Source organism: Streptomyces sp. NPDC048606, from assembly GCF_040650855.1.
GTDB lineage: Bacteria > Actinomycetota > Actinomycetes > Streptomycetales > Streptomycetaceae > Streptomyces.
Window position 1 is genome coordinate 241417 of record NZ_JBEZIB010000004.1, and the last position, 12329, is coordinate 253745.

General features: G+C 75.6%; 8 protein-coding genes. 7 read left to right on the top strand and 1 reads right to left on the bottom strand.

Features of this window, described 5'->3' with window-relative positions:
• Positions 1-38: 38 nt before the first annotated feature.
• From AB0D01_RS06870 to AB0D01_RS06880, 3 genes are read left to right on the top strand one after another with little or no spacing between them, the layout of a single operon-like run.
• Positions 39-1199: a hypothetical protein gene (locus AB0D01_RS06870; protein WP_363053977.1), complete on the top strand. Its 1161-nt coding sequence runs from the start codon at positions 39-41 to the stop codon at positions 1197-1199.
• Complete coding sequence (locus AB0D01_RS06875; protein WP_363053978.1) at positions 1193-1891, top strand: hypothetical protein; 699 nt, start codon at positions 1193-1195, stop codon at positions 1889-1891. Before AB0D01_RS06870 ends, AB0D01_RS06875 begins: the two co-directional genes overlap by 7 nt.
• A 1-nt stretch (position 1892) precedes the next feature.
• The gene (locus AB0D01_RS06880) at positions 1893-2573 is read left to right on the top strand and encodes an RES family NAD+ phosphorylase (protein WP_363053979.1); all 681 of its coding nucleotides are present in this window, start codon (positions 1893-1895) and stop codon (positions 2571-2573) included.
• Between the two features lie 57 nt (positions 2574-2630).
• Here the strand turns inward: AB0D01_RS06880 and AB0D01_RS06885 are convergent, their stop codons facing one another.
• On the bottom strand, positions 2631-4550 hold the full coding sequence (locus AB0D01_RS06885; protein WP_363053980.1) for a caspase family protein: 1920 nt from the start codon (positions 4548-4550) through the stop codon (positions 2631-2633).
• 357 nt (positions 4551-4907) lie between these two features.
• On the opposite strand from AB0D01_RS06885, the gene AB0D01_RS06890 reads away from it, so the two are divergent.
• From AB0D01_RS06890 to AB0D01_RS06905, 4 genes are all read left to right on the top strand, one after another.
• Positions 4908-5984 carry a hypothetical protein gene (locus AB0D01_RS06890; RefSeq protein WP_363053981.1) on the top strand — a complete coding sequence of 359 codons (1077 nt, stop codon included), beginning with the start codon at positions 4908-4910 and terminating at the stop codon, positions 5982-5984.
• Between the two features lie 76 nt (positions 5985-6060).
• A complete protein-coding gene (locus AB0D01_RS06895) occupies positions 6061-10353 on the top strand; it encodes a CHAT domain-containing protein (protein ID WP_363053983.1) in 4293 nt (1430 codons plus the stop codon).
• A gap of 65 nt (positions 10354-10418) precedes the next feature.
• Positions 10419-11690 (top strand): TerD family protein, encoded by a 1272-nt coding sequence (locus AB0D01_RS06900; protein ID WP_363053984.1) that lies wholly within the window; start codon positions 10419-10421, stop codon positions 11688-11690.
• A 233-nt stretch (positions 11691-11923) separates the two neighbouring features.
• Positions 11924-12304, top strand: coding sequence for a hypothetical protein (locus AB0D01_RS06905; protein ID WP_363053985.1), 381 nt, complete (start codon positions 11924-11926; stop codon positions 12302-12304).
• Positions 12305-12329: the final 25 nt, after the last annotated feature.

Consider the following 12329-nt stretch of genomic DNA (forward strand, 5'->3'; position numbering starts at 1 on the left):
CGGGGTACCGGGCGCGGGGCTGTGCCACGATGGTCGGCATGTCATGGCCGACCGAGGAGCCGCTCGACCCTGCGTCGGTGCTGGCCGAGATCAAGGTCGTCCGACGCGAGGGCGTGACGCGGCTGAGCCACCTCGACGTCCCGCTGCTGCGCCGGGTCGCGGCCGGTGTCGCGGAACCGGCCCCCGTCGCCTGGCCGATGGCCGTGGAGCGGATGCTGCGGACGGCCGTCGAACTGCTCGGCGAGGGAGAGCTCCGACAGGCCGCCGAGTACTCGCTCGGGCTCACGACGGCCATGCGCGGCCGGGCCGCCGCCGACCGACGCCGGCTCGCGGCGGGGGTCTACGGGGTGAGCACCGAGCGGTTCCGCAAGTTCCAGGAGGGCCTGGTCCTGAACCAGGTGGCCGAACAGGTGTGCTGGATCGCCGCGAACGGCGCGGCCGCACGCCCCGGTACGCCCGCCGAGCGGGCCGCCCCGCTGCCCGCTCCGGACCTCCAGCACCAGCGGGTCGAACTGCGCGGCGCGGGGCGTTACGCGCGGGTGGTCCTGCACGTCCACCCCGTGGAGCTGCTGCGCGGGGTGGACGTGGTCGTGGCGCCGACCAACACCCACCTGCACCTGCCGGGCCCGTACAAGGCCTCGGTCGCCGCCGCCCTGCGCCGGGCGGCGGAGGTCCGGGACGCGTCGGGGGCCGTTCTCCAGGATCCGCTCCAGGAAGGGCTGACCGCCTGGCGCGGGCGACACGGCCTGACGCACGGAACGGTGGCGGCGGGCACCGTCGTCCCCACGACCGCCGGAGCCCTGGCCGGGCAGGGCGTACGCCGCGTCTACCACGCGGCGGTGGCGATTCCGCGTACCGGCTCGAACGACTACGACGTCCTGCCCCGCGACATCGCGGCCGCCGCCTCCGGCGCCCTGGCCCTGATGGCACGGGAAGCTCCGCTCTTCGATCCGCCGCTGCGCTCGGTCTGCTTCGCCCTGCTGGGCGCCGGGCGCGGGGGACTGCCCGTGCAGGAGAGCGTGAGCGCCCTGTGGCCGGCGCTCGCCGCCGCCGTCGGCGCCGGGCGCGAGGTGCACCTCGTCATGCGGCGGCCCGCGGTCGCGGGGACGCTGCTGCGGGTGCTGGACGGCCGCCGGGTGGAGGGGGCCGGGGACCCGGCCGCGTACCGGTGCGACGAGCTGGTGGAGGGGACATGGTGAGTCCACCCGACATGCTGGGCGTGTTCGCCGCACGGTGGGACCGTCTGGCGCCGCGGCTCCCGCGGTCCGCGAGGGACGAACTCGCGGTGCTGCTGGGCCGGCTCCGCGCGCAAGAGGGGGAGGCCGGGGCCGCGGCGCGCGAGGAGGTCCTCGGGCGCGCCGTACGGGCGGTGCTCGACGCCCTGCCCGAGGACGAGGCGGAGCGCCTGCGCCACGACACCGACCCGGCCCGGTACGCCGGAGCGCAGGCCCAGGCACAGGCGCAGGCCCAGGTCGCGGCCGGGTTCGACGCCGCTGACCTGTGCATGCTCGTCATCGACGGCAACCCCATGGTGGGACCCCGGCTCGGACCGGTACGCGAACGACTGCTCGGCGTGCCGGCGTTGTCCGAGGCGGAGGTGGTGCGGGCGGGCGGCGATCCGGCCCGCCGGGACCTGATCGCCCTGTCCGACGCACGGGGCAGGCGACGCTACCCGGCGTTCCAGTTCGAGTCGGGCGCCGACCCCTGGGACATCGTCGCCCGGATCAATGCCCTGCTCGGCTCGGCCGAGGACCCGTGGGGCACGGCCGACTGGTGGGTCTCCGAGCACACCTGGTGGGGGCGGCCCCCGTCGGCATTGCTCGGGACCGGTCACGACGCCGTGCTGTGGACGGCGGGCCGTGAGGCCGCCGGCGCGGGCGAGGAGGACTGACGTGCCGAACCAGCCGCCGCCCGCCACCCTGCCGGGCGTTCCGCGCCAGGCGGTCCTCCCGGCCGGGACCCCGCTGTACCGGGTGCACTCCTCGCGCCGTCCCGGTACGGCCTTCAACCCCGTTCCGGCGCACGAGCTCTACGGCGGCGGCCGGTTCGACGCCACCGCCCGCGCCCCCTTCGGATTCCTCTACGCGGGGTTCGGCGTGGGCGCCGCCGTGAGCGAGGTGCTGCTGCGGTCGGTGCCCTTCCGCCCCGACGGCGGGCTCCGTCTCCTGCCGAGGGCGGCGGTGGCCCGTCGGAGCCTGTCCTTCCTGCGGCTGACCGAGGAGATCGAGGTGCTGTCGCTGATGTCGGGCGCCGACCTCGCGGCCGTCGGCCAGGACTCCTGGCTGATCCACGCCGAACCCCCCGAGTACCCGCAGACCCGTGACTGGGCCCGGTGGATCAGGGAGCGGACGCAGCCCTGGGCGGCGGGCTTCGTGTGGCCGTCGAAGCGGGAGCCGGCCGACCGGGCGACGGTGCTGTTCGAGGACCGCTGCCCGGCGAAGCCGCTGGAGGCGGACGCGGCCCCGCCGATCGACTTCGGGACGCCGGAGGGAGAGCACTGGCTGAACCAGGTGCTCTCCGGATACGGAGCCAGGGTCGCTCCCGCCGTGTCCACGTCGCGGAGCGTGTTCTGACCCGCGCGGGCGTCGCCTGGCGCGCGTGCCCGCGCGGGGATTCCCGGACGCCCGCCCTCAGCGTCGTCCCGGGCCCGGGACCACGGCGCGCAGGGCCAGCATGGACGTGCCCCACTCGCCGGCCGCGGGGGGACCGCCCAAGTCGCGGTCGATCGCGAGGGCGTCGAGGCGCAGGAGCGGTGCGGACGCCCCGCGCGTCGCACGCCCCGCGTTGTCGGTGGACCAGGCGGGGAGCAGGAGGGGGTCGAGGTCGAACTCGGTTTCGCAGACGATGAGTTTCAGCCAGTCCTGAACGTACGCGCCCGGCCGCACCGGGCGGTCGCCGGGCAGGTACAGCACGGTGGGGGCGCTCCTGCGGGCGTACGCCGTGTGGCCGGGTGCCACGAAGTCGCCCGGGTAGAGCCCGTTCGAGATGCCGTGGCTGTCCGTCAGGTCCAGCAGGGTGCACCAGAGCTTGCGGTCCGAAGCGTTGTGGATCGTGATGCGGACCTGCGGCGGCTGCCCCTGGGGGGTGTACTCGTGCGTCAGCTCGCCGGTGGCCGAGACGTGCTGGGCGCCGAGGAGCGGCTCCACCCGGAGGTGGACGAGCTCGGACAGCAGCGGGTCGGGGTTCGCGAGGGTGCGTACGCGGTGCCAGTGCGCCAGGTGTGACAGGGCGTTGACGACGCCCGCCACGTCGCCGTCGCCGCGCAGCGGTAGCGGCGGCAGCGGGCGGACGCCGCCGGTGACCCGGGCCGCCCCGTCCGCGACGGTCACGGTCAGCGGCGTCCCGTCGCCGCCCGTCGACAGCAGCGGATGGTCCTCGATCGCGGACCTGAGCGGATCCGTCCAGGCGCCGCCTCCGGCCACCGTGACGGCAGCGGGGCGGAAGGCCATGGCGGAGGGTACGACCGGCGTGAGGCGGGTGCGGTCCAACACCCCGGCCAGGCCGTCCAGCGGTTCCACCCGGGACCGCTCGGGGAACACCTCGCGCACCACGACGGTCCCGGCCCCGCCCGACGGAGTCCGTACGGTGAACTCCCCGCCCACCGTCTGCATTCCGTGCACGGAACCGCAGTTGACCGACCAGGACCCGTGGGCGAAGCCCAGCCGGAAGCGCGACGCGGGCACGTGCCCGCCGTGCAGGAACCCGAGGTCGCCCCGGCCGTGGAGGGTGGGGTGCTGCCGTTCGGGCCTGCCGAGCATCCGCCCCGTCGCCAGGTCGAGGAGCTCGCGGCACGACGCGCCCGGGCCCAGGTCGGCGAGGACCTCCAACAGCGCCGCGCTGAAGACCCCGTGGCTGCTGCCCGGTTCGACGGGGGAGGCCGAGGCCTCCGTCGGTGTGTACGAGTCGGGGTACGGGTCCGCGTACGGGTCCGCGTACGGATCCATGGCCGGGTCCGGGACGCGGGTCTCGTAGGCGAGTTCGTCGAGGCGGCTCGCCGCCAGCAGGACGTGCCGGCGCGTGCCGACGGCCAGGCCCGGGGCCGACCTCTCGGTGCCGCGGCCGGCGACCCGGTCCCACGACGGCTGCCAGGGCAGACCACGGGCCCCGAGGCCCTTGCGGGTCGCCCCGCCCGAGTAGCAGCAGTCGAGGACGGCCACGACGTGCGCACCGCTCGCCGCGATCCCGTCCAGCAGCGCGCCCAGCTGGTCGTCGGCCAGGGGCAGGCCGTCGTCGTCGAGGCTGTCGTGGCAGACGAGTGCCTGTGCCCGGCCGGTGGCCTCCCGTGGATCCTTGGTCGGCTTGTCGGAGCCGTGCCCGCTGAACCACAGCAGGGCGGTGTCCCCGGGGCCGGCCGCGCCCAGATGGGTGGTGATCGCCTCGACGAAGGCCGACCGGTGGGCCTCGGCGTCGGTGAGCACGCGGATGTTCACCGCGGGGTCCCCGAGCGACCGGAGCCATCGCTCGGCGGACGCGATGTCGTTGCGGCAGCCCGTCAGGGGGTGGGTGGGGTAGGCGTCGATGCCCACGAGGAGGCAGTTGACCGTTGGCATGCGGCAAGCCTGGCAGAGAGGGTGGGTCGCCCGTAGGGCGAATCCGGGTTGTCTTCGGGGCGTAGACGGTGAAACGGCCCCCGAACGGGGCGGGTTGGGGTTCACTTGGGGTCGGCACCCGTCCGGCCCGCGGGCTCGGGGGCCGGGCCGTGACGGCGTTCGGGCACGCACGTCACCGTCACCCGGCGTGCCAGCGCACGCCTTCGTACCGCACGCCCTCGTACCGCACACGTACAGCACGTCTCTGCGCACCCGCCCGTACGGCCGTACACCGCGCCGTCGCCCGGATGCCTCCGCCTGATCCGTTCCGTAGCACCGCGCCGCCCTCTCGGAGGTCTCCGGCGCAAGGGGGACACCATGACCGACACCACTCCGAACGCGACACCGCCGGGCAACCCCGGCGGTCCGTACGGCCACGGGGCCATACCCGGCCAGCCGCAGCCCTGGGGCCCCGGGCCGCAGCCCGGGCAGGTCTGGGGGCAGCCGGCGCCCCAGTACCCCGCCCAGGGTTGGGGACAGCCGGACCCCTACCCCGCCCAGGGCTGGAGCAACGGCCAGCAGAACCCCGAGGGTTGGGGTCCGGCCGCCGCGCCGGAGGAACCGCAGGGCCACCGCGAGTGGCGGTCGGTGCGACAACTCGCGGGGTCCGCGAACGGCTGCGTCAGCATCCTCGTCGTGCTGACGCCGGGAGGGCTCCTCCTCGTGCTCCTGTACGAGCTGGTCCGGTCCGCGCGCAACCGCGCCCACCGCGTCTTCCGCCTGGACCACGATCCGGTCCTCGACCCTCCACTGTCACGGGTGAAGAAGGCGCGCGCGGTCCTCGCGGTGCTGGCCTCGTCCGTCTTCCTCCTCGCCTACGGGGCGCAGAACGACATCGAGGACGCCGTGGCGGGCAGCGCCGTACGCATGATGATCGCGCCGTGGCTGCTGGCGCTCACCGCCCCGCTGCTCGTCTTCCTGCTCATGAGATGGGCGTCCGTGAGCGAGCACGCCCGGATGCGGAGCACGCTGCGGGTCCCGCTGATCACCTTGGCGAAGTACGTGGGCGCGCTGACGTCCGTACCGCTGCTCGCACTGGTGACCGTGCCGCTGCCGAACACCCTGGGGGAAAGCAGCCCGTTCATCGGCTTCTTCGTCGGTGTCGCGTTGCTGGCCATGCTGGTGTGGGCCGTGGCGTTCACGTTGTTCTCCTCGACCGTCGTCGTGCGCGCCGGCTTCGGGACCGGCCAGATCCACAAGGCCCTGCCCGGTCTGCTCACCGCCCTCCTGGTGTGGGAGTTCGTGCCCGTCGGCCTCCTGACCGCGGGCCTGCCGCCCGGACCCGTGCCGCTCGCCCTGCTGTTCGTGTTCGGCGGCCCGCTCACGGTCACCGCCGTGACGTGGTGGGAGGTCCACCGGCTGACGACCCGGCACGGCGTGGTCCTGCGTCCCTGACCGGGACGCCACCGCACCCCGGCCCCCGTACCCCAGCGCCCCGCACCCGGACGAAGCACCCTGAGGGGAACTCCCGATGACCGGCTCCCGCCACCCCCGCTTCGATCCCGCGCACCCGCTGCCGCCCCCGTGGGAGAGCCGGTGGTACGACGCCTCCCGCTGGGACCGCGACCTCCTGCTGGGGGAGGCGCACCAGGCCGCCCCCGGGTCCCCGGAGGCGGCCGGCGCCTGGCTGCTGCTCGGCGTGTTCTGCGCCGAGCGGGTCGCGGACGACGCGGACCCCGAACAGGCCCCGTACGACCGTGAACTGGGTCGGGCGGCGCTGGAGCGGGGCCTTGCGGCGGACGGCGGGCCCGCGGAACTGCGCGCCCGCGGCCACCTGCGCCTGGCCCAACTGCTCCTCGGGGACGACGAACACCCGACGCCGGCGACCGTGGACCGCGCCGAGACGCTGGTGGCCGTCGTCGCCGGCCTCCCACCGGGCACCGCCGACGCCGAAGCGGCCCGGTGGGCACGTCTGCGCCTGCCCGAGATCGCCGCCCTGCGGTGGTCGCTCACGGGCGAGCCCGCCGACCACGCACGGGCCGTCGCGGGCTACACGGAGCTTCTGGAGAGCGAAGAGGGCGGAGAGGGCGCAGCCGGCCAACCCGCCTTGGCACCGGCGGACCTCGCGGCGACGCGGGAGGCCCTGGCCCGGCTGCTGTACGAAGGGGCCTCGGCGGACGGCGACGCCGCCGGCCTCGCCGAGGGCGCCCGCCACTTCGCCGAGGCCCAGGCGGCCGCCGAGCAGGCGCGGGACGCGGACGCCGTCGACGTGACGCTGCTCGCGGGCGGCCGGGGGTTCGCCCTCTTCGACCAGGCGGTACTCACCTGCGACGCCGCCCTGTTCCGCGAGGCGGAAACCGCCTTCACCGAGTCGGGCCGGGCGGCCAGGACCCGACAGGCCGCCTCCGCGACGGCTCCGGAGCCCGAGGAGGAGGCCTTCTGGGCCGACCGCGCGGAGCGGGCCGAGACCCTGGCCGTCTGCTCCGCGGTGCAGGCCTGGAGGACGGACGGGTCCGTCGGCCCGACGGACGCACTGGCGTCCCGCGTCCGAGCCGTCACCGCTTCCCCCGCCCACCTCGGCACGGCCGTCCCGAACGTCCTCCTCGCACTGGCCTGGTTCCTCCTCGACCTCCCCACCCGCGACACGGACGCGGCGGAGCGGGCACGGGCCCTGCGGCTGATGGAGCGGGCCGCCGACGCCTGGCTTCCGGAACACGGCCCCGCGCACGTCCCGTACCTGAAGCTGGCGTCGTACCGCCTGGACCTGTCCGGCGACCGGCCGGCGGAGCTGCTGGCCGCCGCCCGGGCCGCCGCCGTCGTCCTCGACCGGACCGAGGACCCCAATCCGCTCCTGTCGGCGCTGCTCATACGCGCCGTCGTCCGGGCGCAGCTCATCGACGGCGGGGGGAACCCCGCCGATCGCGACGCGGCCGCCTTCCGAGCGGAGACGGCCGCGGCGACCGGCGCGGACACGCCGACGGCCGCGAGGCACTGGACCGCGACCGTCGACCGGCTCGTCGGCCCCACCGAGACCTTCGAGGAACTGCTGCGCCACTGGCGGCAGGGGGCCGGCCGCGACAGGGACCACGTCGCGCACGCGATGTTCCTGCTGCGGCACACCCCCGTGCTCGACCCCGAACGCAAGCGGCTCACCCCCGATCTCCGCCAGGCACTGCTGGACACCGTCGAGAGCGGGCCCGCCGACCCCCGGATCGCGGGCATGGCCGTCAGCGTCGCGCAGGCACACTACGGGGCCCTTCGCGCCGGTCCGCTCCTGGGCCGCGCGGTCGAGGCGGCCGCCGTGGCGGCGAACCTGGCCGACGCCCCCGGCGCGGGCCCGGCGGCGGCGGGGCACCCGGACGCCATAGTCGGCCTGGGGGCCGTCCTCAGGATCCTCCACGGCGTGATGAACGGCGGCCACGACGAGGTCCTGGCGGGCATGCGGGCGCTGCGGGACACGATCCGGCGCATGGAGGCGATGACCGAGGCCGAACGCGAGGGCCTGCCCGACCTCGCTCCGCTGAGGCGCACCTTCTCCGTTCTCTCGACCTTTTTGATCTCGGGACCCGCCGACGGGCGGGACGTGGCGCTCGCCGCCCTGCGCCCCGAGGACTTCGGTCTGGATCCCGATCACCCGGGGTGGGCGGCCCTGCGGCCCGGGTTGGATCGGACCGCCGCCGCACCGGTGGGCCACGAGGTCGCCGCGCACGAGCTCGTCCGCTCCACGACGGACCTGCCGCCGCCGCAACGCGCCGCGCTGCTGGGCATGATGGGCGCCGCCCGCCTGGCCCGGGCCCAGGACCGCGAGGACCGCACCGCCCTGCGCGACGCCGCCGTCCTGCTGGGCGCAGCCCGGGACCTGGCCGTCCGCGGTGACGACCTGTGGCTCATGACCGGCACGCTCCTCGGCTTCGCCGGCTGCGCCGAAGCGGTCCTCGGTCGTGCCTGGTCGCGGCGCCGGCGGCTGGACGAGGCCATCAGGGCCCTGGAAGAGACGTACCGGGAGACCAGGGGCCCCGAGCACCCGCTGCGCGCCCGCATCGGATTCCTGCTCGCCAAGTCGCTGCGCCTGCGCGACGACCGGGCCCGGGGCGATCGACAGGCCGCCCGGAGCATCGCCGCGGACGCGCTGCGGGCCACCGCGTACGGCGTGCTCCTCCAGTCCGGTACGGCCGACGCCGCGACGGCCGCGGCCTGGGCGAGCGGCACCGCGACGACCGTGGCCCACTGGTGCCTGGCCGACGGGCAGCCGGCCGAGGCCGCCGCCACGCTCGACGCCTGCCGCGGCCTCGTCCTGCACGCGGCGACGACGGCCCGGACCGCGGAACGACGCCTGACGGACGCCGGGTACGGCCCGCTGGCGGAGCGCTGGGCACGGGCGCTCGCGGCCGGCGCCCCGCCGAGCGCCCTGCGCCGCGAGGTCCTGGACGTCCTGTCGGCCCTGGACGGCGGCGCGGCCGACCGGCTGCTCTCCCCGCCGGGCGTACCTCGTACGGCCGCCGCCCTGCGGACGCTCGGGCGCGACGCCCTGGTCTACCTGCTTCCCGCCGGGCCGGCGGGAACCGTCGGCGAGGACGCCGGGGCCGCGCTGGTGGTGACGGCCGACGGCCGGACCGGCGTCGTACCGCTGCCCCTGCTGCGCGAGGACGCGGAGCCGATGCGTCAGCTCCTCGCCCGGCCACAGGACGGGCCGGTCCGCCGTGCGCGGGGTACCGCCGCCGCGCCGGAAGCGGGCGGACCGGGGTGGGGCACCGGCTTCGACCCGGTCGCCGCGTTCGACCGCCTCGCCTCCCTCGCCACCGGGCGGTCGCGGCGGGACGTGGGCGCCGGTCCGGGTGCCCCCGTCCCCCAGCCCGTGCGGCCGCTGTCCCAGCGGCTCGACGGGGTGTGCGACTGGGCCTGGCGGGCGGTGGCGGACCCCTTGGCGCACGGACTGCGGCAGGACGTACGGGTCGCGCCGGCCGGCCGGGCGCCCCGCCTGGTCCTCGTGCCCATGGGCGACCTGTCGGCCGTCCCGTGGCACGCCGCCCGGAGCGCCGAGGCCGGCGGCGGGCGCCACTACGCGCTGGACACGGCGGAGTTCACCTACACCGCCTCCGCCCGACTGCTGTGCGAGGTGGCCGAACGCCCGGCACGGCCCCGCACGGACGCGGCGCTCATCGTCGGCGATCCGACCGGAGACCTGCCCTTCGCCGGCCGCGAGGCGGTGGCCGTGCGCGAGGCCTACTACCCGCGGGCCGCCTTCCTCGGCCGCGCCGGTACCAGCGGCGCCACGACGCCCACCGGGACGGGCCGTCCGCAGGAGGTGCTCGCCTGGCTGCGGTCCGGCGACGGCCGGGGCGGCACGCTGCACCTGGCCTGCCACGCCACGGTGGTGGAGAACGCACGCCACAGCGCGGCACTCCTGCTGCACGGCGGGCACCTGGCGGCCGAGGAACTGACGGAGGCCGTCGACGGCGACGCGGACGACGGCCACCCGGACCTGGTGGTGCTGGCGGCCTGCCGCAGCCACGTCTCCGGGCGCGGCACCAACGAGGCCTACACCCTCGCCACGGCGTTCCTGACGGCCGGCGCCCGGTCGGTGGTCGGCTCGCTGTGGCCGGTGCCCGACGAGGCCACCTCGCTGCTGATGTTCATGACCCACCACTACCTGCGGGCCGAGGGACGCGAACCCGCCGAGGCCCTGAGGCTGGCGCAGCGGTGGATGGCGGACCCGGGCCGGGCACTGCCGCCGCACGCGCCCGACGGGCTGGCGCGGCTGCTGCCGCGCATCGTGCCCGACGACCTGAGCGCCTGGGCGGGCTTCATCGCCACCGGACGCTGATCGCACGCACGGGGTGGGTACCCGCGGACGGGGCCGCCCCGCAGGAACACGACGAAAGGCCACCGATGGACATCAGACTCGCCAAGGGCGCCAACGCCCCACTGCCCGCGTCCTCGTGCCGGGTCCGGCTGGCGGCGCCCGGCGCGGAGATCGACGTGTGCGCCGTGCTGCTCGGAGCCGACGGCAGGGTGCGCGCGGACCACGACCTGGTCTTCTTCAACCATCCGGTGGAGAGCGGGGTCGAGCTGGCGGACGCGACGATCACGGTGGACCTGGTCGCGGTCCCCGCGTCGGTCGAGCGCGTCGCGATCGTCGCCGCGCTCGATGCCGGCGTGGACGGACGGGCCTCCTTCGACGCGAGGAGCACGCCGCGGGCCGCGGTCGAGTGCGGCGGTACGCGGATCGTCTTCGAGCCGCCGCCGCTGGTGAGCGGGGAGACGGCGGCCCTGGTGGTCGAGTTGTACCGGCGGGCGGGCGCGTGGAAGGTGCGGGCCGTGGGCCAGGGCTGGGCCACCGGCCTCGCCGGCCTCGCGACGGACTTCGGCGTGGTCGTCGACGACCCCGGCCCGGCCCCGACCGTCACACCTGGCGCAGCGGCCACACCCGCCCCTACCGTCACACCTGCCACACCCGCCCCGACCGTCGTGCCCGCACCCGTACGGATCCCGGCCCCGGCCCGGCCGGTCGCCCCGCCAACCCCCGCCGCGCGGCACGTCGTCCTCACCAAGTCCGGCACGGACGTGCTCTCGCTGCGCAAGGACGATCCCCGCGTCGTCGTCACCGCGACCCTCGAATGGGACGGCGGGAGCGCCCGGCGCCGGCAGGCCGGCGCGGACCTCGACCTGTACGCCCTGTCGGTCCCGAGGCACCTCGTGACCGCGCGGGGGCAGCGGCCGAAGGCCTCCGACCTGACCGTGTACTACCGCCGCCTCGGCTCGCTCGTCGGCCCGCCGTTCATCGCCCTGGACGGCGACGCCCGCCAACCGGGGCGCGAGACCGTCTCCATCGTCCGCCCCGACCTCCAGGGCTACGTCCTGCTGTGCGCCTACAGCGCGGTGGAGAACGGCGTCGGATCGTTCCGGTCGTACGGGGCGCGGGTGGTCGTCACGGACAACCGCGGCTCCACGGTCACCGTTCCCCTGTTCAGCACCCGGGCCCAGGCGTACTGGGTGGCCATCGCCATGGTCGACTTCACGGCCGAGGAGGGCGTCCGGATCGGGCACGTGGAGCAGTACAGCGGACGCAACGTCGAGGCGCGGCCGACGCTCTACTCCAACGGCAAGTTCCGCATGGGCACCGGCCCCGTCGAGTTCAAGACCATCCCGACGGGCGGTTGACCCCGTCCCACGCGGGGACGGGACGAGCCGGGTGAAATGGGCTGCGCACGGCCGCGTTCCGAGTGCTGCGGTGGGTTGGCAGGTGGGGGCGACTGTCGGAGTGGATCACTTGCGCCATCCGAGCGGGCTTCGAAATGTCGTCCGAAGGTTCGTTCAAGTGTCGCGATACGTCTGTGGCGGCGCACACCCCGATGTGACGCCTCCTATGACACCAAGCGAAAGCAGGGCATCTCGTGCTGAAGAAGCTTCTCGTCGCCGCCTCGGCAGCGGCGATGGTGATGGGGCCGGCCGTCGTGGCGCAGGCGGACGACATCGTGCGCGTCGTCGAGAACACGGTGACCATCCCCGCCGCCTCCGGCGGTTACCCCGGCAGGGCCGCGGCCTCGGCCTCCTGCCCGGCCGGTGAAACCCGGACCGGTGGAGGCGCCAGCGTGATCGCGGGAAACTCGCACGCCGAGCGGTACCTGCTGCACTCGACCCAGCCGATCAACGGCGAGGCATGGTGGGCGTTCGCCACGAACACGGACACCACCAACGCGGGAACCCTGAAGGTCTTCGCCATCTGCGCGAAGGTGGTCAACACTCCGATCCTCACCACGCCCATCAGCTCCTGACCCGGACGCCCCCTCTCGTGGGGCA